The 23,026-nt window shown below is 35.4% G+C and carries 17 protein-coding genes and 1 riboswitch; of the genes, 8 read left to right on the forward strand and 9 right to left on the reverse strand.

The features are described from left to right. Positions 1 to 661: 661 nt before the first annotated feature. The 3 genes from J0J69_RS06745 to J0J69_RS06755 form a co-directional block, all read right to left on the reverse strand. Positions 662 to 1,957 carry a TrkH family potassium uptake protein gene (locus tag J0J69_RS06745; protein ID WP_212724136.1) on the reverse strand — a complete coding sequence of 432 codons (1,296 nt, stop codon included), beginning with the start codon at positions 1,955 to 1,957 and terminating at the stop codon, positions 662 to 664. A 283-nt stretch (positions 1,958 to 2,240) separates the two neighbouring features. Further along, positions 2,241 to 2,540, reverse strand: coding sequence for a PTS sugar transporter subunit IIB (locus tag J0J69_RS06750; RefSeq protein ID WP_212724137.1), 300 nt, complete (start codon positions 2,538 to 2,540; stop codon positions 2,241 to 2,243). A gap of 681 nt (positions 2,541 to 3,221) precedes the next feature. After that, a complete protein-coding gene (locus J0J69_RS06755; protein WP_212724138.1) occupies positions 3,222 to 3,632 on the reverse strand; it encodes an Ig-like domain-containing protein in 411 nt (136 codons plus the stop codon). 290 nt (positions 3,633 to 3,922) lie between these two features. Further along, positions 3,923 to 4,007: riboswitch (cyclic di-GMP riboswitch) on the reverse strand. 657 nt (positions 4,008 to 4,664) lie between these two features. Here J0J69_RS06755 and J0J69_RS06760 point away from each other — a divergent pair. Genes J0J69_RS06760 through J0J69_RS06770 form a run of 3 tightly spaced genes read left to right on the forward strand, consistent with a single transcriptional unit; the run spans position 4,665 to position 6,716 of the window. Next, positions 4,665 to 5,183 carry an RNA polymerase sigma factor gene (locus J0J69_RS06760; RefSeq protein ID WP_212726216.1) on the forward strand — a complete coding sequence of 173 codons (519 nt, stop codon included), beginning with the start codon at positions 4,665 to 4,667 and terminating at the stop codon, positions 5,181 to 5,183. Positions 5,184 to 5,194: 11 nt separating this feature from the next. After that, positions 5,195 to 6,382 carry a zf-HC2 domain-containing protein gene (locus J0J69_RS06765; protein WP_212726215.1) on the forward strand — a complete coding sequence of 396 codons (1,188 nt, stop codon included), beginning with the start codon at positions 5,195 to 5,197 and terminating at the stop codon, positions 6,380 to 6,382. A gap of 16 nt (positions 6,383 to 6,398) precedes the next feature. Continuing rightward, positions 6,399 to 6,716: a hypothetical protein gene (locus tag J0J69_RS06770; RefSeq protein ID WP_055244071.1), complete on the forward strand. Its 318-nt coding sequence runs from the start codon at positions 6,399 to 6,401 to the stop codon at positions 6,714 to 6,716. A 68-nt stretch (positions 6,717 to 6,784) separates the two neighbouring features. On the opposite strand, the gene ltrA is transcribed toward J0J69_RS06770, so the two are convergent. The 4 genes from ltrA to J0J69_RS06790 all read right to left on the reverse strand — a co-directional run bounded on the left by ltrA (position 6,785) and on the right by J0J69_RS06790 (position 15,358). Then, complete coding sequence (gene ltrA, locus J0J69_RS06775) at positions 6,785 to 8,062, reverse strand: group II intron reverse transcriptase/maturase (protein ID WP_055305912.1); 1,278 nt, start codon at positions 8,060 to 8,062, stop codon at positions 6,785 to 6,787. 597 nt (positions 8,063 to 8,659) lie between these two features. Beyond that, positions 8,660 to 12,952: a 2-hydroxyacyl-CoA dehydratase gene (locus J0J69_RS06780; RefSeq protein ID WP_212726214.1), complete on the reverse strand. Its 4,293-nt coding sequence runs from the start codon at positions 12,950 to 12,952 to the stop codon at positions 8,660 to 8,662. A 468-nt stretch (positions 12,953 to 13,420) separates the two neighbouring features. Then, positions 13,421 to 13,906 (reverse strand): thiol peroxidase, encoded by a 486-nt coding sequence (gene tpx, locus J0J69_RS06785; RefSeq protein ID WP_055305828.1) that lies wholly within the window; start codon positions 13,904 to 13,906, stop codon positions 13,421 to 13,423. 12 nt (positions 13,907 to 13,918) lie between these two features. Continuing rightward, positions 13,919 to 15,358 carry an NADP-dependent glyceraldehyde-3-phosphate dehydrogenase gene (locus J0J69_RS06790; protein ID WP_055305827.1) on the reverse strand — a complete coding sequence of 480 codons (1,440 nt, stop codon included), beginning with the start codon at positions 15,356 to 15,358 and terminating at the stop codon, positions 13,919 to 13,921. Positions 15,359 to 15,523: 165 nt separating this feature from the next. On the opposite strand from J0J69_RS06790, the gene J0J69_RS06795 reads away from it, so the two are divergent. Together J0J69_RS06795 and J0J69_RS06800 are read left to right on the forward strand one after the other, a co-directional pair. After that, positions 15,524 to 16,171, forward strand: coding sequence for a putative ABC transporter permease (locus J0J69_RS06795; RefSeq protein ID WP_237252810.1), 648 nt, complete (start codon positions 15,524 to 15,526; stop codon positions 16,169 to 16,171). Between the two features lie 53 nt (positions 16,172 to 16,224). Beyond that, entirely contained in the window at positions 16,225 to 16,734 is a 510-nt protein-coding gene (locus J0J69_RS06800; RefSeq protein WP_212726212.1) for a hypothetical protein, read from the forward strand. 60 nt (positions 16,735 to 16,794) lie between these two features. Here J0J69_RS06800 and J0J69_RS06805 read toward each other — a convergent pair whose 3' ends face one another. Then, positions 16,795 to 17,445 (reverse strand): YoaK family protein, encoded by a 651-nt coding sequence (locus tag J0J69_RS06805; protein ID WP_237252808.1) that lies wholly within the window; start codon positions 17,443 to 17,445, stop codon positions 16,795 to 16,797. A 167-nt stretch (positions 17,446 to 17,612) separates the two neighbouring features. On the opposite strand from J0J69_RS06805, the gene J0J69_RS06810 reads away from it, so the two are divergent. Beyond that, positions 17,613 to 18,137, forward strand: a complete 525-nt coding sequence (locus J0J69_RS06810) for a flavodoxin domain-containing protein (protein WP_055243557.1) — start codon at positions 17,613 to 17,615, stop codon at positions 18,135 to 18,137. 46 nt (positions 18,138 to 18,183) lie between these two features. Next, positions 18,184 to 18,696 carry a hypothetical protein gene (locus tag J0J69_RS06815; RefSeq protein ID WP_055243556.1) on the forward strand — a complete coding sequence of 171 codons (513 nt, stop codon included), beginning with the start codon at positions 18,184 to 18,186 and terminating at the stop codon, positions 18,694 to 18,696. A 137-nt stretch (positions 18,697 to 18,833) separates the two neighbouring features. Here J0J69_RS06815 and J0J69_RS06820 read toward each other — a convergent pair whose 3' ends face one another. Further along, positions 18,834 to 20,387 carry a nitrite/sulfite reductase gene (locus tag J0J69_RS06820; protein WP_212726211.1) on the reverse strand — a complete coding sequence of 518 codons (1,554 nt, stop codon included), beginning with the start codon at positions 20,385 to 20,387 and terminating at the stop codon, positions 18,834 to 18,836. A gap of 509 nt (positions 20,388 to 20,896) precedes the next feature. On the opposite strand from J0J69_RS06820, the gene J0J69_RS06825 reads away from it, so the two are divergent. Next, positions 20,897 to 22,930, forward strand: coding sequence for a beta-galactosidase (locus J0J69_RS06825; RefSeq protein WP_212726210.1), 2,034 nt, complete (start codon positions 20,897 to 20,899; stop codon positions 22,928 to 22,930). Positions 22,931 to 23,026: the final 96 nt, after the last annotated feature.

Genomic DNA, 23,026 nt, shown 5'->3' on the forward strand with positions numbered 1-23,026 from the left:
TTTAAGCTGATTCTATATATAAACAGATAAGTATTCTACATCTAAGGTGGCAAACAAAAATACTGATATCCTTTAATTTATAAAGACACCCTATAGTCCAGGGGTCACCTGGCGATTATCAAAGATAATCTAATCCTCCACTGCTAGGGAATGGGTCACCTACCATGCGAAGCATGTTTCCTCCATTAGTAGGGCTTAAAAGTTTTCCGATATGAAAAACTTATCTGGACTTATATATATAAACAGATAAGCATTCTACATCTAAAGTAGCAAATAAAAAATACTGATCTCTTTTACCTATCAAAACAGCCTATAGTCCGGGGGTTCCCTAGGCTAAGTGGCACAACCGAAAGGTTGTGATCCTAGCTATCCTCAATTGCTAGGGTATGGGTCCCCTGCCTTGCGAAGCAAGTATCTTCCACTGGTAGGGTATGGATCCCCTGCCTTGCGAAGCAAGTATCTTCCACTGGTAGGGTATGGTCCCCTAGGCTAAGTGGCACACTCGAAGAGTGTGATCTTAGCTGTCTACCGTTGCTAGGGTTATAAAAAAATTCTTTGAAGAAAATTTATCTGGACTTATATATTCATAAACTTCCTCCCAATTATTTTATAAAAAACAACCTATTGAACTAAAAGCTTCATAAGATGTTTTGTTTTTTATCTAACCAATCGTAATCTGTTCTTCTGGATAATTAAATTTTGGAGCTGCTTTTTGATAAGCCCAAACGCATGCAATACTTAGAGGTCCAAGTCGACCAATAAACATTGTCACACATAAAATTAATTTACTAATGACACTTAAATCTGGGGTAATCCCAGTTGAAAGACCAACTGTTCCCGCTGCTGAAACAACCTCAACAAACACCTCAATAAAAGTTAAGTTAGGTTCGACAATAAGAATTAAAAGCGTACTTGTTGTAATGACCATAATCGCTAAAGTAAAAATACTAAAAGCTTTAATAATACTATCTGCGGGAATACGACGTTTGAAAGCTGTCACTGGTGTATTCGTTGCAATCCCTTTAATACTTTGAATAATAGTAAAAAACGTTGTCGTTTTAATCCCTCCACCGGTTGATCCTGGCGATGCCCCAATAAACATTAAAACAGATAAAACGAGTAATCCAGCATGTGTAAAGCTACCAATTGGAACGGTAGAAAAACCTGCAGTACGAGCTGAAACACTGTGGAAGAAGGCGTCCATCCAACTAAATCCTTCCGTCATTTTCAATAAAAGTGTTCCAACAATTAATAATGTCACAGTCATGATTACAACAATCTTTGTATTCATACTTAGCTTTTTAAAGTTTCGTTTTGTATAAATCTCTATTGTTGTGACAAATCCAAATCCGGCAATAATAATTAACCCCGCCGTTGTTAGATTTAGTAATACACTTTCGCGATAAGGAATTAAGTTTTGTAATCCACCTAAAATATCAAATCCCGCATTATTAAAGGCAGCAACTGAATGGAATGCACTAATTCCTAAAGCTGACCAAAATGGATAATCTTGAGAAAAAACGATAAAGCTTAAAATCATCCCAATCAATTCAACGATTAACGTGAATTTTAAAACATATTTAACTAATCGAACAACCCCACTTAATGAGCTGAAATTCATCCCTTCCATTAAAAGAAGACGATGATGTAATCCAAATTTTTTCTGCATCATTAAAATAAAAGCTGCGCCAACAGAGGTGACTCCCAATCCACCAATCTGAATTAATAAAGCAATAATCGTTCTCCCTAAAACATTAAAATGTTCTGCTGTATCAATGGCAATTAATCCGGTTACACTAACGGCACTAGTCGCTGTAAATAAGGCATCAATATAACTGACTTCTGCCCCCTCCATATGCGTGAAAGGTAAAAATAACAGAAATGAACCTATTAGAATCACTAAGAAAAATCCCAAAACAACATATTGTGTTGGTTGTAACTTATTAAATCGAAGCACACTTAACCCTCCCTAATAATTTACTTATGATTATCTTTTGATAAATTGCTAATAGCTCTATGCTGAAAAAGATAACTCCTCCTTTCTGATAATAAAAAAGACTTATTAAAAGACTAACTGCCTTTTAATAAGTCTCGTCGCTATGATTTGACCAGAATCAAAATGATTCGAGTATGTTGATCAAATCCCACCTATCGTGTTAACTACTCCCTTATTTATAGAATAACATAACATGAATTAGGTCATTTGTTAAGCTTATTTATCTATTTATATACATTATTTTCTATAATCCCATTAAAGTTTTTGCCTGTTGTAAAACTTTTGCTCCATCCATCATCCCATAAGCACGCATATCAATCGAATCAACAGGGCATTTCGCTAAACTTTTAACACGTGATAATTCAAATCGTACTTGTGGGCCTAATAAAATAACATCAGCTTCAGATCCATGTTTTTGAGCTTCTGAAACAGAGTAAGCATTAATATCGCATTCAAACCCTTCTTTTGTTGCAACTTCACGCATTTTATTAACTAATAAACTAGTAGACATTCCAGCGGCACATAATAAAACGATTTTTTTCATCTTTAAAACCCCCTTTCTCCAAAATAAACAACGGTTACATTTATATTCTAACACACTTCAATGAAAGCGAAACACTTTTAATCTAACTCTTAAAAGGAGTTCGAAATTTAAAAAGGTAAGGGACCGTGTAGTGAAATGAAAGGATTGTTTGTAATACTTGGAATTGGGGCTTTACTTTTTTATATTACCGTATTTACTTTAATGTTGATTCGAATCGATACCTTATGTTTGATAATCATTGCTTTATTAGTTATTTACGCATATCTATAGCTTAGTTGTAGGCTTCTTAGCTTCTAAATGGAACTGGGGTCTACCACTGTTCATTGAATTATTATTTATCCTTAGCATCTTTTTTCTATATAACGAAACAGCTTGTGGATACTCTTATAAATATACGATCATTCCATATGTTGGAGTTATCTTAGCCTATATCAAAAAATAGTGGAAATTATTTCATAACACTTTCCCTTTTTAATTAAGAAATAGTACTCGATTCGATTCCTAGTCAAAGTAAAAAACAAAAAAAGCGTTGAATGACTCAACGCTTTTTTGGTATTCTTTATTTCTTTTTACGTAAAAGTGTTCCTAACATTAACGAAAGGCTACCTAAACCTAACTATGCAGTTGCAATTTAAATACTTGTCGGTGATTATTTGATTGATTTGGTTTTATTTATAGTATCTAATTAACAACAACATAACATGCAACAGTCTTCTCACCGACTGTCACTAAAACAACAGCTACTCCCTGATTAACTGCTGTGACTATTCCGTTTTTATCCACTTCAAGAATGTCTTCACTAGTAGACATGAAAAGTACTTGGTCATATGCCACATTGTCTGAATCGATTGTTACTTCTAATTTACATATCTCTCCAGAATTTAACTCTAGTTCTTCATAATTCAATGTTAGCATTTCAATATTGACTGATTTTACTGAAACTTGATCATTGACCTTCCTATCCTTTGTTATAGTTGTAGGATTCATTTGGATAAAGTTATTCTTACTCTCATTTAGGTTGTTTAGTTCAGTTTTAGTTTCTAACTTTGTTGTTCCCCCGACTATATTACTTGTAACTGAATTGTGTCTCAATTTGCTCTCTCCCTATCATTAGCCTTATTCTTAATCATTTTTATGTCTAAATTATAATCAAACAAATCTCTATCATCATAAAATTCTAATCTGATTAATTTCCTAATCTTGAACATGAGTCAGACAATAGAAAAAACTCTTATCACTAACGCTCAAAAGTAATTAGCATAAGAGTCGGTTGTGCTACTAACTCCATATATTCAAAGGACCTACATACAGAAATACTTCTTCGTTTCTAAATTTTTTTCTTAAGTAAGAAAAAAACTCTAAAAAAGATTATCTACCATAATCTTTTTTAGAGCCGGTTGCACTACTAACTCCGTATATTCCAAAGTGCCCACATACAGAATATACTTCCTCATTTCTCATCTTTCATCAAAATTTTATCATAAAGTAATTAAAAATACAATTATTTCCACAAATTGTTTATAAAAAAATCGATATGGAAACAGAAATGTATTTCATCATTCTATAGTAGGCTTAGTTGGCAATTCTTTTTAATACTAAGACAAACTATCGTCCAGGGGTCACCTACCATGCGAAGCATATTTCCTCAATTAGTAGGGAATGGGTCACCTAGCAGTTTTACTTGTAAAACAATCGACCATTGGTAAGGAATGGGGCCCACAGCAGTGAGCATAGCGAACAATCCTCCTTTGCTGGGGTATGGTCTCCTAGCGATTATCAAAGATAATCTAATCCTCCATTAGTAGGGCTTTAAAAGTTTTTACGATATGAAAAACTTATCTGGACTTATATACTTCATGTCTTATAAACTGATTTTTTTCACGTTCAAGCATCGTTGCTTTTAATGAGCGAATTCGAATTCGAGCGGCTCCTAAGTTACTTCCTTCAGCGATTTTTAATGGCGTATAGATTTTTGATTGATTCGATTAGTGAAAGTTATTCCTCGATTTACAATAAGATATCCTTAACGATAAAATAATAGATAAGAAAATTATGGATACAGTGTAACGATTTACTGATTTTTTTCCACTTATTATTAGGTTCATGAAGGAGGAGGTGGATCTTATGCCATTTTCAAAACGAATATTTCCTTCGCAAGTAAGGAGTGATGTGTATGAAATTGAACGGCTCTATCAAACGTATTCTGATGATTTATATCGGTATGTTTTTTCATTAACATTGAATCATTATCAGACAGAGGATATCGTTTCACAAACTTTTTTAGTTGCTATTCGAGCGATTGAAAAATTTCGCGGAGATTCCAGCATCAAGTCTTGGCTGATTGGAATTGCTCGACATGAATACTTTGCTTATATTAAAAAGAATCCAAGCATATATTCACTCGATCATGTGCCAGAAATGGCGACAATCTCTCAAGTGGATAATACAACTGAGGAGGTCTTAAAGTTCATACAGACCTTTGAAACCCCAGCTAAAGAAATTTTGATTTTACGGCTTATTAATCAATTGTCCTTTGTTGAAATTGGTAGTATTCTAAAGCGAAGTGAAAATTATTGTCGGGTTAACTTTTTTAGAAATCGACAAAAATTAGCTCATTTATTAAAAGATGACAGTATCAATTAGGGAGGGATAGCATGTGTAAATGCGAAATGATTAAAGATTTGTTACCTCTTTATGAGGAGGACTTAGTAAGTGAACAGACAAAAAAAGAAATTGAAGAACATTTAAAAAGTTGCGCTAATTGCTCGTCACTATATCGAGCCCCGCTTCCAAAGATTGAGGTTCCAATCAATGAACAAGAGAAAAAAGGACTCAAGCAACTAAAAAGAATGCTAACTCGTCAACAATATTTTGCGGTCTTTATTAGTTTAATTCTTGCCGTTTATTTATTTTTACAGCCTCTTGCTGGAATTGATACGATTCCTTGGATTGTTCTTATTCCATTTTGTTTAACCCTACTTTATCAACAGCCAAAAAAGATTTTTTACATGCTACTCGTCATGATGCTTTGTTTAATGATTACAACTAAACAAGTCGCTTATTGTATCGTTATGTTTTTACAAATCTTTATTTTTAGCACCTGTGGCGTCGCACTTGCAAGTTGGATTTTACGTAAACATAAGTCAACAACAATGCAGATTCTATCTCTCATCATTTGTGGCGGACTATTTGGCTATGCATTAATGGCTTACTCTTCAACGAAGGGGACTTTGCTTACTTATTGGCAGGCTAAAACAGCAATACAAGCTTATATTGATGACGTTTACGATCAGCAGCTCATATTAACTAATGTTAGATACAACCCAAAAGAAGCGAGTTATTTAGGTGACGTTGTCGATCAAGAAGATTCTCGAAATAGCGGAACGATTTATTGCTATATTAAAGGTAATGAAATATATGATGATTATCACTTTAGAACTCAACTAAAAATGGAGGACGAAGTTCAACAAGTCTTAGAATTATTCATCGCTGTGCATTCAGATATTAATGCCTGGCAGTTATCACTTTATCCACAAATCGATGTTCCAATAAATACGTACAAATCAACCGACTCATATGATCCTACTTTACCTGTTAGTTTAAATATTTTAGACGATATAACTTATGATTCAAAAGAGGCGTTTGCCAAACAATGCTACGAACTATTACAAGTGTTACAATTCAGTGGATTACGTTTTGAAACTATTTCTATTTATTCGTTTTTAGAAGATGGTAATCGTACCTATACGTTAAAAACATCTAATTTATCATTAAGTTTAGAAGAGATTATCCATCAACTAACGATTGAAGATTCCTTAAAAGGAAAAGAATTCGGTATATAAAAAAGGAGAAGATGAAATGAAAAAGCTATTAGTTTTACTTGGAATTGGAATTTTATTATTTTACATTAGTCCTGTTTTTTTCAAAATGATTGGAATAGAGACGTTAGGATTAATGGTGATTGCCTTATTAGTTCTTTATCCACTTTATAGCTTAGTTGCCGGATTTATAGTACCTAAATGGAGATTAGTTTTTCCCTTATGTATTGGGCTATTATTTATTCCTGCCATCTATCTTTTCTATAATGAATCTGCATGGGTATATCCTATTCGATATACAATGATTGCCTATCTTGGAGCAGGCCTTTCATATATCAATCGAGTAGGAGATAATTAATTAATTTAATCATCGTCCTCTCACACCACCGTACGTACGGTTCCGTATACGGCGGTTCTATTTTATCTCTAAATATGAACAGTTTGATAGTGGTCTAGTAGTGATACTAGACCTCTTCTTTTTAGTCTTTCATTCGTGATGGTTCGACATAAAATAAATGAGCGAGCGACTCTCGCATATCCTTTTCGGGTATTTGCCCATTCCCACGCCTTATCCTTATCGATTCCCAACCTCATTAAACTTCTATATTTGGTTTGAACCTTCTTCCATTGTTTCCATATACACATTCTTAATCGGAATCGAATATTTTTATCTAGATTTCCACATACCGTCCTCATCTTAGCGATTTTAAAATAATTCACCCATCCGATGATTAACTGCTTTAGTTTCTTCAGTCGATAGTCAAAACTCACACTCCAACTTCGTCGGGTGAGTCTTTTTAATTTCTCTTTCACTCTCATGATCGATATCTGGTGAGGTTTAGCTTTGAACTGATAGGCATTTTTATCCCAAAAGAAACCGAATCCTAGAAATTTAATTCCACTTGGTCGCTCAACCTTACTTTTTGTCACATTGACTTTAAGACCTAGCGTTTCTTCAAGGTATTTCGTCATGCTTTTCATCACTCGCTTCGCTGCCTTCTCACTTTTCACTAGAATTAAACAATCATCTGCGTATCGGACAAAATTTAACCCTCTTGCTTCTAGCTCTTGGTCAAGTTCATTTAACATGATATTGCTCAGTAATGGGGATAGATTGCCTCCTTGTGGGGTTCCAATCACCGATTCTTTATATTCATCATCCATCATGACTCCACTGACTAAGAATTTTCGGATGAGTGAAATGACATCTCCGTCCTTAATCGTATTTGATATCAACCTCATTAACTTATCATGGTTGACTTTATCAAAGAACTTTTCTAAATCGATATCAACAATCCATGTATACCCATCATTCATGAATTCTAGACTTTTAATAATCGCCATTTCTGCACATCGTCCCGGTCTAAATCCATAGCTGTTTTCATGAAACTTTTCTTCATAGATAGGGGTGAGAACTTGAGCCATCGCTTGTTGAATGAATCGGTCAACCACGGTTGGGACACCTAAATTTCGCACACCCCCATCTGCCTTGGGAATCTCGATTCGTTTCACCGGTTTAGGTTGATACGAACGCGTACGAATTTGGTCCTTTATCTCTTCACCATTTTCTTTTAAATAGTGTCCCAATTCATTAATCGTCATCCCATCCACTCCTGCCGCACCTTTATTACGCTTAACTTGTAAATAAGCTTGGTTTAGATTATTTGGGTGTAGGATTTGTTTTAATAAATTCTCTGTGTTCATATTTGTTACCTCCATGAGTTTCGTAACCTTCCATCCATCGTATCTATTTTTTTTTTAGATATGTGTCTTATCACCTAATGGTTAATTAGGAAGGTGCAAGTATCATTTCTTTAACGGATAAAATAGTTCGGTCCTTCGCTCCTTTTAGTTTTCACTAACTCTCTTCACTACTACGACCTCGGCTGACTTCTTATATTCCATGTTTACCTCACGGTCAACCTTTGGGATAGAATATAAGACCTCCCCGGGTAAGGTGTATTATCTTCCCTTCCATCTATCTGCCACATTTACAACATACATTTTTTTTCTGTGTAGCTATTGGACTTTAACTTGTTATGCAGTCTTATCCTTGTATCCTGCCTGATGTGATTCCTGTTCGTCAGACCAGAAGTTTGCCCACGGACTTCCTTCAGATTCCTCCTCGCAGAGGACACCCTTGTCTTAGGCTATGTACTTTCCGCTACTTGGTCGTACTCGGGACTTTAACCCGTTAGATAATACCCATGCCGGGCGCACAAAAAAAAAGAGGAAGCGTTCAGTCATAACGCTTCCTCTTTTTCGTTATCATTTATGTCATTCCGTATTGAGGCTAGCCTTCTAGGTTGTGACTAACCCTTTTATTTCATTGGGTTCTTGTTTAGATTTAGCTTTAACCTTGATTTCTGTTTCAACAGGCATGTTTTCAAAGGCCGTTGAAATCATCAGCTTAATTCGATTGAGTTGGTTGACTTCACTAGCTCCTGGATCGTAATCAACGGCAACGATATTAGTGCCTGGATAAGCTCTCTTAAGCTCTTTAATGATTCCTTTTCCAGTGACGTGATTTGGTAAACAAGCAAAGGGTTGCATGCAAATAATATTTTTAACATTCATTTCGATGAGTTCAACCATTTCCCCGGTTAATAACCAACCTTCCCCTGTCCGATGTCCTAATGAGACAAATTGCTCAGCTCCTTTAGCTACATGATGAATCGTTTTAGGTGCTGTGAAGCGGGAGCTTTTTTCTAATGCCTCTTTCATTGGTTTACGATACCACTCAATCACTTGGATTAATGATTCTCCAATAATTTTTGACACTTTACTACCAAGCAGCAATTGCTGATCACTATGATAAGCACAGTATAATAAGAAATCAACCAGTCCTGGTACAACAGCTTCCGCCCCTTCAGATTCAACAACACTCACTACATTATTATTCGCTGTTGGATGGAATTTAACAAGAATTTCACCAACCAGTCCAACCCGTGGTTTTCTCGTATTAAAAATCGGTAAGTCTTCAAAATCTTTCACAATTTTTTTCACATTGCTTCTAAATGTTCGATGACTTGCCTTTTTAAGAGCATGTTTACACGTTTGCTCCCATTTCTCATAAAGAGCATTGGCTGAGCCTTCCTCTACTTCATAAGGTCGTGTTCGATAGAGGACGGTCATCAATAAATCGCCATACATGAGAGCTTGCATCGCACGATTTAAAAGAGAATATGAAATCGTAAATCCTTCATTTTTTTCAAAGCCTTGCGCACTTAATGAGATGACAGGAACTTGTTCTAAACCTGAATCTTGTAAGGCTTTTCTTAAAAAACCGATGTAATTTGTAGCACGACACCCTCCACCTGTCTGGGTAATGAGAAGTGCTGTTTTATTCACATCATAATGCCCTGATTTTAAGGCACTCATCATTTGTCCTACCACTAAAATGGCTGGATAGCACGCATCGTTATTTACATACTTCAACCCTTCATCAACAGCCCCATGATCGAGTGAAGGTAGCACCTCAATCTGATATCCCGAATAGCGGAACGCTTCTTGTAACATTCCAAAATGAATGGGTGACATCTGAGGGGCTAAAATCGTATAGGACTGTTTCATTTCTTTGGTGAATTCAACTGGACGATAAATATTATCAACAAGATGACGTTCAAAATGATTTTTCTCACGTTCTAACATCGTTGCTTTTAATGAGCGTAATCGAATACGAGCCGCTCCTAAATTACTTCCTTCATCAATCTTTAACGTCGTATAAATTTTGGAATGACGTGCTAAAATATCGTGAACTTGATCAGTGGTCACTGCATCAAGTCCACAACCAAATGAATTGAGTTGAACAAGTTCTAAGTCGTCTTGAAAAGCAACAAAGCTTGCTGCTTGATATAACCTTGTATGGTAGACCCATTGGTCAACGACACGAAGTGGTCGTTCGACCTCTCCTAAATGAGCAATCGAATCTTCAGTAAATACCACCATCCCTAAGGAGTTAATCATTTCAGGAATCCCGTGATTAATATGAGGGTCGATATGATAAGGGCGTCCTGCTAAAACAATTCCTTTTAAGTGATGCTCACGCATATATAAAAGTGTCTGTTCGCCATTTTGACGAATATCTTCTTTAAACCGCTCTAATTCTTTCCAAGCTTGATCGACACTATCATAAAGTTCCGTCCATGAAATATCTAAGTCTTCAAAAATCTCATAAAGACGTTTTGCTAATTTATCTTTTTGATCAAATGGTAAGAATGGATGATAATAAGGAATCTCTTTTTCTCTCAACTCATCAACATTATTTTTAATAACTTCTGGGTAAGAAATAACAATCGGACAGTTATAATGATTATTTGCCTTTGAATCTTCTTTTTTCGAATAAGTCAATGAGGGATAAAAAATAAAATCGACGTTCTTTTCAATAAGATTCATGATATGACCATGAACAAGTTTTCCAGGATAACACACTGATTCTGATGGAATGGTTTCAATTCCTTTTTCGTAAATTGCCTTGGATGATGAATCTGAAAGAACAACACTAAAACCCAGACGGGTAAAGAACGTTGCCCAAAATGGATAGTTTTCATACATATTTAACACACGTGGAATGCCGACCGTTCCGCGTGGGGCTTCTTCTAATTCTTTTGTTTTATAGTTAAATAATCGGTTATATTTATAACGAACTAAGTTAGGTAAGGCATTGTCATCATTTGATTTTCCCGCTCCACGTTCACAACGATTTCCTGAAATAAATCGTTCCCCACTTGAAAATTTATTAATGGTCAACAAGCAATGATTACTACAAAGCCCACAGCGAGTACTTCGCGTCTTAATGTCAAAGCTTTCTAGTGCTTTTTCATCCAGAAGGGTTGAAGCCTCTCCTGCTACATACCGTTCTTTCGCAATTAAAGCCGCTCCAAAAGCCCCCATAATTCCTGAAATATCGGGACGGATGGCTTCGCGTCCTGATAATAATTCAAATGCTCGTAAAACCGCATCGTTATAAAAGGTTCCCCCTTGAACGACAATTTTATCGCCTAACTCCTCCGGATTACGAAGTTTAATCACTTTAAATAAAGCATTTTTAATGACTGAATAGGAAAGCCCTGCCGAGATATCTCCCACTTCAGCTCCTTCTTTTTGTGCTTGTTTCACACGAGAATTCATAAAGACGGTACAACGAGATCCTAAATCGACCGGACGTTTTGATTTAATGGCTGTCTTAGCAAATTCGGAAATGTTAAGGTTCATCGACGTCGCAAATGTATCTAGAAACGATCCACATCCAGAAGAGCAAGCTTCGTTTAAAAGAATACTTTCAATATTCCCCTCTTTAATTTTAAGACATTTCATGTCTTGTCCACCAATATCTAAAATCGTATCCACACCTGGACAGAAATAATCAGCTGCTTTATAGTGAGCGACCGTTTCAATTTCACCAATATCGACTTTTAAAGCTGCCTTAAGTAGGGCTTCTCCATAACCTGTCACACTTGAATTTACAATTTTAGCACCTTTAGGAAGTCGTTGATAAAGTTCTTTTAAAACAGCAATGCTAGATTGAAGTGGACTTCCTTGATTACTTCCATAATGAGTAAACAATAACTCTCCCGCTTCATTAATTAGCGCTACTTTCGTAGTGGTTGATCCTGCATCGATTCCTAAAAAACAGTTTCCCTCATATGTATCTAACTCACAACGCCCAACCCGCGAATCTTGATGACGACTCTTAAAAGACTCGTACGCTTCTTCTGTTTCAAATAAAGGTTGCAAACGAGCAGACTCTTCTGTTTCAGCTGATTTAACATGTTTCAAACGATGAATTAACTCGGAAAAAGTGATTGATTGTTCATCTATACTTGATAGTGCGGCTCCTAATGCCACATAAAGCTGTGAATTTTTTGGAAAGATCACTTGAGATTCATCTAATTCAAGCGTCTCAATAAATCGCTGTCGTAATTCTGATAAGAAATATAACGGTCCTCCTAAAAAGGCAACATTTCCTTTGATTGGACGTCCACAAGCTAAGCCACTAATCGTTTGAATGACTACCGCTTGTAGCACCGAAACTGCAATATCCTCCTTAGCCACCCCTTCATTTAAAAGAGGTTGCACGTCCGTTTTTGCAAAGACACCACATCGTGCTGCAATCGGATAGATCACTTGATAATGTTTAGCTAATTCATTCAATCCAAGTGCATCCACTTGTAATAAAGATGCCATTTGATCAATAAAAGCACCTGTTCCTCCCGCACAGGTTCCATTCATTCGTTGCTCAATTCCATCTTTAAAATAGGTGATTTTTGCATCTTCTCCCCCAAGTTCAATCGCGACATCAACTTCTGGATAATAAAGCTTTGTTACTTTCGTTGCAGCTACCACTTCTTGAATAAAAGAAACATCGATATATTTAGCTAATGCCATCCCACCTGAACCTGTGATCATCACTGTTATGTCATGGGATTTCATGACTTTTTCCGCCTGTTCTAATATTTGTGTGAGTGTTTTTAAGATATCTGCAAAATGCCGTTGATAATCACTAAATAATACCTTTTGGTTTGTATCTAAAACAATCACCTTAACTGTTGTTGAGCCAATATCAATTCCAACATGAAGTAGAGTTTTACTCATCCTGTTCGCAGTCTGTCTGCTTCTCCCCCTTCTTTATATATAAGTCCAGATAAGTTTTTTACATCGTAAAAACTTTTAGCTGGACTATAGTCTGCCTTGCACGGCATAACCATCTCATATTTCGGTTGCTGTATTAAATGTAGAAAACATTTCTGTTTGTATATAGAAACTAAACTGCATTTTATCATTTCCCATCGATCTTAATTTTTCTTCCTACCCTTCAGTATATTTCTGACGATTCCCATTATAGAAGTATTATATGAGAGACCCTTAGTATAATAAGACTTGGCTTTCATTTTTTCTTCAAAATTTCATGATTTAATCAATATGAAGAGTTAACTAAAATTATCTTCCAAAATAAAATTACCTTTTGACTCTATATAAAAACTTATGGATGAGGAGATCTCAAAATCATTAAAAAACAAAAAGCATGATTGTGACATAATGTACAATCATGCTTTTTCATTTTTATTTTAGAGCATTTAAAACAGCTTCGTAATCTGGTTCTTGTGAAACTTCTTTACAATATTCCACATATGTTACTGTATTATGTTCATCAACAACAAACACAGCACGTGCTAATAAACCTAACTCTTTAATATACGTTCCGAATTTCGCTCCAAAATCATGATCTTTATAGTCCGATAAGGTTTGAACATTTTCTATCCCTGCTGCTCCACACCAACGTGCCTGAGCAAATGGTAAGTCCATTGAAATGGTATAAACCTTTACCCCTTCTAAATTTGCTGCTTCTTGATTAAAACGACGAACTTCTGTATCACAAACATCTGTATCAATGGAAGGAACACTAACATAAACTTTTTTCCCTGTGAATAAATCCGATGAAATAGGTTTTAAATGATTATCGATAGCCGTGAAAGTTGGGGCTGGATTTCCAGCTTTAATCACAGTTCCTTCTAATGTCACAGGATTGCCTTTAAAAGTTACTTGCATAATAAATCTCCTTTATTTTTCATTAATATTTAAAATAATGACCTTTTCTCGTGTCATGGATTCAATACTGCGGCGAACCCCTTGAATTCCAAGCCCTGATTTTTTAATCCCGATGAATGGTAAATGATCAGGCCCACGCTCCGTACGACCATTAATTTGAATTGAACCCGTCTCAAGTTTTCGTGCAATCGTTAAAGCTTTATCAAGATTTTGTGTAAATACACTAGCTTGTAATCCATATTCAGAGGCATTCGCAATTTCAATCGCTTCTTCTTGAGAGTCCACTCGAATAATTGGTAAGACTGGACCGAAAGGTTCTTCCCATGCAATGCGCATCTCTTTCGTCACATGATCGAGTAATGTTGGATAGATTAAATTTTCTTCTCGTTTATTTCCTAGTACTAAGGTTGCTCCTTTTTCTAGTGCATCATCAATGAGCCCTTGTACAAAGTCGGCAGATTGTTCATCAATTAATGGCACAATCGTGGCGTTATCTTCAGGTGAGCCAACGGATAACTTTTCGACTTCTGATTGAATAAGCGATACTAATTCATCTGCTACCGAACGGTGAACTAACACACGTTTAATCGCTGTACAGCGCTGACCTGAATACGAGTAGGCTCCTGAAACAATTTGTTTGGCAGCAAGTTCTAAATTAGCATCTTCACAAATGATGGCCGGATCTTTTCCACCGAGCTCCATGACAAGCGGAATCATCTTCGCTTTTTGTGCGATACGTTCTCCTGTACTCGTTCCTCCTGTAAAGGTTACTAAAGCAATATCATCATGTTCAATGAGATAATCTCCAATCACAGAGCCTTTTCCTGTTACTAAATTTAAAACACCCGCAGGAAGATTTGTTTTCGCTAAAGCCTCAATCATTTTTGTTCCACTAATAGAACCTTGTGTTGCCGGTTTAAAAATGACTGTATTCCCTGTAATAAGCGCCGGTGCTAATTTGGCGGCAGCAAGATTCACAGGATAGTTAAAAGGCGAAATCGCAAGAACAACTCCGAGTGGAACACGCTCAATGACAGCAAGTTTGGAACGACTGCCACCAGGGAAATGTTCACCATTTAAACTTTCTCCACTTAAGTGAATCGCCTCTTCCACTGTATAATGAATTAAATCGGCTGTTCTTTCTACCTCTTTAATCGCATCTTGATAAGCTTTCCCAACTTCTTTCATCATGATGGTTGCCAATTCTTCTTTCATTTTCAATAACTCATCTGCCCACGCATGTAAATAATGAGCTCGATCATAAATACTCATTAAGCTCCAATCAGGTTGAGCTGCTTTAGCACTCTGAATACATTGATTTACTTCATCCTGCGTTAAAGCTTGTACTGAACCAATGGATGTTTTTAAGTAAGGGGATACAATAGCAATGGTTTCACCGGACTCACTGCTTTTCCACTGACCTTGACTGTAATATTGATAAACTGTCTGCACCGTTTTACTCACCTTCCTTATCTTTAGTAGATATCGACCGATATCTCTTCTTTAGTGTTTCTAAATTATCTATTATTATTTCCCTTCTTAATAGGTACTGTTTCCCAGCTTTTGTATAGATTAATAAGAGATAGACTATTATGAGTTTGGAGGAGGAGCAACATGATGAGTAAAAAACATCTCGGCCAGTTATTTTATGAGCTTTTTTGGATTTTTTTCATCGGATGTTTTTTAGGTGTTGTAATCGAAAGTATATGGTGTGTCTTAACTCGTGGTTATTATGAAAGTCGTAGCGGACTCATTTATGGACCCTTTAATCTCATCTATGGGTTTGGGGCTTTACTTATGACGATTGGCTTAAATCCTTTACAGCATAAAAAAGATAAGACTATTTTTTTCTTTGGGTTTATGATTGGTACCGTATTTGAATATATTTGTAGCTATTTTCAAGAGCTATGGTTTGGAACTGTATCCTGGGATTATAGTCATTTTCTATTTAATCTTAATGGACGAGTCAATTTACTCTATTCTTGCTTTTGGGGACTATTATCTCTCGCTTGGATGAAATGGATGTATCCTTATCTCCTCATAGAAATTAGAAAAATTCCAAAGAAAATTGGTCATCTACTCGCTATATTTCTTCTTATATTTATTATTTTTGACAGTGCTATATCAGCCCTTGCCCTTGAACGGCAGGCCGAACGTCGTCATGATGTTCCAGCAACGACTCAACTCGACACCTTCCTTGATTATCATTACCCTGATGAACGTTTACTAAAAATTTATCCAAATATGATCATCACGAGTGAGTAAAATTTCACAAAAATGTCCATTATGAAGTAACACGATTTTAGGGGGTGTTAATAATGAAAAAAGCGTATCTTTACTTACTAATTGGCACAATCTTAATGTTTTTTTCACTGGGAATTATAGCTCTCGATCTTATTATTCATATAGCAGGATATGGGCTAATGATTTTAGGGATGCTTTTAATTCTTCAACAACGTGAATCTCCATCATTATTGATTGCCAGCCAGTTAACCATTGGACTTTTAATTTTCGAACTATTAAAAGTAGGAGTCGCACGTGCCATTATGTCAAATACACTATTATCTATTGGATTCATGACATTAATTCTCGTGACGCAATTATCAATTTTTTACCTTATCATTAAATCAGAAGGAGATGCTTCTGAATCGCTTGAAGTCCAAACTTATCAACAAGCTGAGCTTTTATTGAGTATTGGACTTCTCGGCCTATATTTTATTTCTTATTTCAGCACGCTTGCCTTTTCCTTATTTGCAATTCTTAATTTGTGTTTCTATTTTTTTATTGTGTATGTTTTTTATAAGCTTATCAACGCATATAGTTATTAATAAAAATACATGAAACATAAATTAAAAAGCTCGTCAGAAATCACTGTTCTGACGAGCTTTTTAATTTTCCCTTAATAAAAGAACAACGACGACAATCAAGATAAAGCAACAAATCCAAATCGCATAAATTTCTAGACATTTAATTAGAAGAGCTCCAATTAAGGCCCCTAGAGAAAATGAAAAGATAATAATGAAATAATTTAAACACTTTTTCTTTGCTTCTTCATCGCGCCGAATATAAAACAAAGTTAACTGTTCAGCTGCTGAGCGTAAATTCCCTGTACAAACAGTTGTTGCATAAGCAGCTCCCCTTAGTTTTCTAAAACTACTAATTTGCATGGCGCAAATAAATGAAATCGTAATATTAACAATCATGGCTGGAAAAGTAACAGGATAAAAGCCAATTAAAAATAATAAACCAATCTCAATGATTAGCACGTATTCATGCCACCGTTCATGTAATTTAACAAACTCTGTCACCACTACGCCACTAAAGAAAGCTATAATCGGAACGATATAATACAAAGCCTTCATCCATTGACCTTCTGAAATCTGTAGCATCAATAAAACCATATTTCCTGTTTGAGCATTCGCAAAAACTCCTCCACGGAGTAAATAAGTATTCACATCTAAAAATCCACCAACAAAAGCTAGTAATATTCCTACCCTTCTCGTCTCATGAATCTTTACCTTAGTCACACTTTGTAACAAAAAAATCCCCCCTCCTATTTAACCTATGATGATTACCTAATTTTTTACCCAAAAAGCGTTCATAATATTGCAATTAATTTACTTTAAGAATTTAAAAATCATCAATTTTTTCTATTTTTCACAGGGAATGAATACATTATAATAGGACAGATTTAAGGGGGAGCAGTATGTCATCAACAATCGTGATTTATAGTTCAAAATATGGAACAACAGAACTCTATGCTAACTGGATTGCAAAGGAATTAAAAGCTGATTTGAAAAAAATTTCTGAAGTTAAATCTTATGAACTAATCTACTATGATACAGTCATTTTCGGAGCACCACTTTATATAGGCAAACTTCATCAATATAATCAAATGCTAAACACTATGATGCTATACCCACCAAAATTATTTCTTATTTTTGCTGTTGGATTAAAAGATCCAAGTGAGGAATATATCCAAGTCATAAAAAAACAAAATAACATTGAAGATGATGAAGTTTTTTACTTTCCAGGGAAACTCGATTATCAACATCTAACGTTGTTAGATAAGTTTTTAATGCGAGGATTGAAGGCTCAAATTAAAAAACATCAATCACTCACGGATGAAGAACAACGAATTTTAAATAGTTTCAATCACCTAGTTGATGAAACAAATCGTCAATTTATCCTACCATTGATTCATTATGTTCAAAAAAATGCATTACTGTAATTTCCATTATCTGTGTTATAATAATAGAAACCAATGGGGGGATTAAATGAGAAGAGCCTATACGTATATTATTGTTGGTTTTTTCTTTATCTTTTTAAGTATTACAATCAATGAAATTGACTTACTTCATGATTCAATCGGTTACTTACTCATTGTACTTGGGGTTATAGAAGGAGAGAGACAGCGTCCCATTCAAGAATTTATCCAAGCCAAGTATTTAGGGATTGCGCTAGGAATTTATGCACTGATCCAACCTTTTCTATTTAGTAATCAATCTCTAAACAATTCTAGTGCATTAGTATGCTTAACACTCATTGCTTCTTTAGCTAGTATTTATATGTACTATTCATTATTAAAAGCTGAATATATCTGGCATCCATCAAAACAAACAAGACAATATGTTGACACTTATTTGGTTTTAGCCATTACTAGTTTTGCAGCTAATTGCCTAACGTATCTCATCCCAATCTTTGCTTTTATAGCCATCCTTATTGGAATCGCACAAAGTATTTATTTAATTTATGTCTTCCTCCGGCTACGTGCACAATATGAAGACTGAAAAAGCTCAGGAAAATCCATTCCTGAGCTTTTTCAGTTTTCATTGATAAGTCAATATTTTTATAAATCTAATAATTCTTCAACCATACCATTAGCAAAAAATCAAAACGTTATGCTTAATACTTAGCGTTTTCTCATTTAAACTATATACTTCTCAACGAGCGCATTAAATACTGCTTCTTCTTCAACAATATAACGTTCAAAATCAAGATTAGATTTCTCTACTGCTTGAGCTAACTCATATAAGAATTCAGGAATTTTCGTTGAAACCATCTCACCATAACTATGACCTAGTTGAGTCTTGTCAGCACCAAATTTTCCACCCACACTAAATGTGAAACACTCCGCTACAGCTCCATCAACTTTTTTCTTTTTACCTGTAAATCCAAGGGCGCCAATTTGATGCACTCCACATGAATTTTGACATCCAGAAAGATAAACTCGCGGTAATACATCCTGATTATAGTTCTTAAATTTAAAGTGTTGTAAAATTTGACGTAACGTTCCTTGACTATTACATAAACCAATTTGACAAGTTGGGGCCCCAATACAAGAAACACTTTGTTCAAGCTTTGTTTTTCCACTCATTGAATCCGTTATCTGTAATAACTGTTTAGCTTCTTCACCACTTAAGTTTCTAAAATATATTCCTTCTTCCATCGCTAAGCGGACGTCTACCCCTTCTACTGATTCAACGAATTCAATTAATTTTACAAAATCATTAAGTTCCAGCTGACCTCCAACTGGATGTAAATAAACACTGTATAACCCCGATTGCTTTTGAACAAATATACGTTTATCTTCTAGCGGTTGAGGTTGTGCTGTCTTATTAATTATTGTTTTTTGGAGGTTGATTAAATCTAAACCACCTTTAGCTTTAACCTCATCCACATGTTTTTGATAAGCTTCTAACGTGGCTTCTTCTCCTAATCGTTCAACAATATAACGAACACGTGCTTTATTACGATTTTCATAATCTCCTTCTGCCATAAACAGTTGAACCATTGCTTCCACATAGTATAATACTTCATTTGGTTTAATTAATGGTTCATATTTAATGGCAAGACGCGGATTTTGACCAAGCCCTCCACCTAAATAAACTTGGAAATATTCTTCACCGTTTTTTGTTACTGCTAAGAATCCTAGATCCTGTACGGTACAATGTGCTTCATCAGCATTACTACATGAAAAAGAAACTTTTAATTTTCGTGGTAACTTGTACTTATAAATATCTTTTAAGAAATAATCCCCTGTTGCTAAAGCATAAGGTGTCACATCAAACGCTTCATTAGGATCAACTCCTGATAAAGGTGAAATGGCAACATTTCGTGGAAAATTTCCACCTGCTCCACGTGTATACAAATCATGATCTAAAGCCTCTTTCATTAAATCACAGACCTCATCGATTGATAATCCATGTAATTGAATAGCCTGACGTGTTGTTAAATGAATCCGTTCAAGACCATATTTTTTCGCTAAATCACCTACAAGTTTCATATTTTCTAATGTTAAAACACCTGATGGAATACGTAAACGAATCATTAATTCTTTTTTATCACGATGCGCATACACTCCTAATCCACCAGAAACATGTTTAAATTTCATCATATTAATTTCACCATTTAAAAACTGATGACCCACTTGGCGAAAGTCTTCAATCTCGGAATATAAGACTTGCTTTAAATCCTGCATACTATTACTCCCCTTCTTATATTTTCTACTGTTTCAAGTATACCAAATAATTGAAAAAGAAATACAAAATATTAATGGATAAATTCCTATAAACTATGTTTTAAAGTTGAACTTCACCTGACTAAGGTCATCAGCATTCTCCCGCTTTTCATAACTTTATCATCGTAAAGCTTAGTTATTACATAATGTAAGTCATTAATTCTCCTAAATGTCTCTTTAGATTCTCACCTTCAATAGGCCATCTCTGACTGCTCTTCATGACTAGGGACAACTGACCTGGAGTTTTCGAAGGAGATATATCACTTACAGTTTTTAAAGATTTAAAAGTTTCCATGATAGAAATAACTATATCCACTATCTTAATTTCCTTCTTAATACAAAAACACTTTATACAAGATATGATTGAATCAGTAAAATAATTAGAAATTTTTACTAATAATTACTTTATTTAATCGCTTTCATCTGTTAAGATGAAAGTGTATTTTTTATATACGAGGGGGATTTAAAAAATGGAGGCAAACAAATTACGCATTGCTGATTTATTACATGGAGCTGATTACAATCCTGAACAATGGCTAGACCATCCAGATATTTTAGCGCGAGATATTGAATTAATGAAAGAGGCTCACTGTAATGTGGTGAGTATGGGGATGTTCTCTTGGTCAATGCTAGAACCAGAAGAAGGCAATTATCAATTTGAATGGCTAGAATCAGTGATTAATAATTTATACAATAATGGAATTTATACCTTCCTTTCAACACCAAGTGGGGCTCGTCCACACTGGTTAGCAAAAAAGTATCCTGAAGTCTTACGCGTAGAAAAAAATCGTGTCCGTAACTTATTCGGGCTTCGCCATAATCACTGCTACACGTCACCTGCTTATCGTGAAAAAGTGGCTCAGATTAATGGTGAATTAGCTAAACGTTTTGCCAATCATCCAGGAGTACTTCTTTGGCATCTTTCCAATGAATATGGAGGAGAGTGTCACTGTCCACTTTGTCAGGAAGCTTTCCGCAATTGGTTAAAACAAAAATATCAAACACTTGATGCTCTCAATGATGCCTGGTGGACAACTTTTTGGAGTCACCGTTATACGTCTTGGGATCAAATCGAAAGTCCCGCTCCGCACGGAGAAATGATGTTACATGGATTAAACTTAGATTGGTACCGATTTGTCAGCCACCAAACACTTGATTTCGTGAAATGGGAAAAAGATAGTGTTAAATCATATAACCCAGAACTACCAGTCACCATTAACATGATGTACTACTTCTATGGGATTAACTACTTTGACACGAAAGATTTAATCGATATTGTTTCTTGGGATTCTTACCCAGTTTGGCATAAAGCCGGAACTACTGATTTAGAAATTGGTTGTGATACAGCAATGATGCATGATATCATGCGTTCTATTAAAAATGAACCCTTCTTATTAATGGAAAGCACACCAAGTATGACAAACTGGCAAAACGTCGCTAAACTCAAAAAACCAGGGATGCATATGCTTTCTTCAATGCAGGCTGTCGCTCATGGATCAAATTCAGTTCAATACTTCCAATGGCGTAAAAGTCGTGGAGCTTCTGAAAAATTCCACGGTGCCGTTGTTGATCATTATGGAAAATCTGATACACGCGTTTTCCGTGAAGTGTCTGAACTGGGTCAACGCTTAGAAGGATTAACACCATTAACAAAAACATGTAATCAAGCACAAGTCGCTATCCTATTTGATTGGGAAAATCGTTGGGCCATTGATGACATGCAAGGACCTCGTAACATTGGGATGCATTATAAGGAAACCGTTCAACAGCATTACAAAGCCTTTTGGAAAATGGGGATTCCAACTGATTTTGTTGATATGAGCTGCGATATTTCAAAATACAAAGTATTAGTTGCTCCAATGATGTATTTACTTCGCAACGGATTTGAACAAAAAATAAAGGCATTCGTTGAAGCAGGTGGAACATTAATCACGACCTATTGGTCAGGAATCGTAAATGAAACAGATCTTTGCTACTTAGAAGGTACACCACATGGATTAATGGACGTCGTAGGCCTTCGCAGCGAAGAAATCGATGGGTTATTTGATGGAGAAACAAATAGCGCCTCTGCCACAACCTCTTCATGGTTAACTCAATCAGAGTCTTATACATGTTCTGAATTATGTGATCTCATCATCCCAAGTACAGCAAAAACATTAATGACTTATAATGAAGATTTCTATACTAATCAACCGGCTCTAACTGTTAATTCATTTGGACAAGGACAAGCTTACTATATCGCTACGAAATTTGAAGATAAATTCTACGATGATTTTTATGCTCAAGTACTAGAGGAACTTGGAATTAAACGTCCACTTGATACTGCATTACCAGAAGGTATCATTATAACTGATCGTGAAGGTTACTTGTTCATCCAAAACTTTAACCGTGAAGCAGTTATAATTCCAGCACTTCCAACAAGTTGTCATTTAATAGATGGAGATAAAGATATCCACCATGATTTCACCCTTAATCCATTTGAAGTTTTAATCGTTCATAACTAATATAAAAAGAGATAATCTCAAAATAATTAAAGGGCTTATTAGTCGATGAAAACTTTTAAGCCCTTTTTAAATACTAATCCTAATGAGTAATGAAAT

The sequence above is a fragment of the Turicibacter bilis genome, assembly GCF_024499055.1.
GTDB lineage: Bacteria > Bacillota_I > Bacilli_A > MOL361 > Turicibacteraceae > Turicibacter > Turicibacter bilis.

Bases quoted from the DNA above. Each gene is read 5' to 3' on its own strand.
- J0J69_RS06815 (WP_055243556.1), top strand. From the start codon at position 18,184: ATGAGAAGAGCCTATACGTATATTATTGTTGGTTTTTTCTTTATCTTT.
- tpx (WP_055305828.1), bottom strand. From the start codon at position 13,906: ATGCAAGTAACTTTTAAAGGCAATCCTGTGACATTAGAAGGAACTGTG.
- J0J69_RS06760 (WP_212726216.1), top strand. From the start codon at position 4,665: ATGCCATTTTCAAAACGAATATTTCCTTCGCAAGTAAGGAGTGATGTG.
- J0J69_RS06765 (WP_212726215.1), top strand. From the start codon at position 5,195: ATGTGTAAATGCGAAATGATTAAAGATTTGTTACCTCTTTATGAGGAG.
- J0J69_RS06795 (WP_237252810.1), top strand. From the start codon at position 15,524: ATGAGTAAAAAACATCTCGGCCAGTTATTTTATGAGCTTTTTTGGATT.
- J0J69_RS06780 (WP_212726214.1), bottom strand. From the start codon at position 12,952: ATGAGTAAAACTCTACTTCATGTTGGAATTGATATTGGCTCAACAACA.
- J0J69_RS06820 (WP_212726211.1), bottom strand. From the start codon at position 20,387: ATGCAGGATTTAAAGCAAGTCTTATATTCCGAGATTGAAGACTTTCGC.
- J0J69_RS06770 (WP_055244071.1), top strand. From the start codon at position 6,399: ATGAAAAAGCTATTAGTTTTACTTGGAATTGGAATTTTATTATTTTAC.
- J0J69_RS06825 (WP_212726210.1), top strand. From the start codon at position 20,897: ATGGAGGCAAACAAATTACGCATTGCTGATTTATTACATGGAGCTGAT.
- J0J69_RS06810 (WP_055243557.1), top strand. From the start codon at position 17,613: ATGTCATCAACAATCGTGATTTATAGTTCAAAATATGGAACAACAGAA.
- J0J69_RS06750 (WP_212724137.1), bottom strand. From the start codon at position 2,540: ATGAAAAAAATCGTTTTATTATGTGCCGCTGGAATGTCTACTAGTTTA.
- J0J69_RS06800 (WP_212726212.1), top strand. From the start codon at position 16,225: ATGAAAAAAGCGTATCTTTACTTACTAATTGGCACAATCTTAATGTTT.
- ltrA (WP_055305912.1), bottom strand. From the start codon at position 8,062: ATGAACACAGAGAATTTATTAAAACAAATCCTACACCCAAATAATCTA.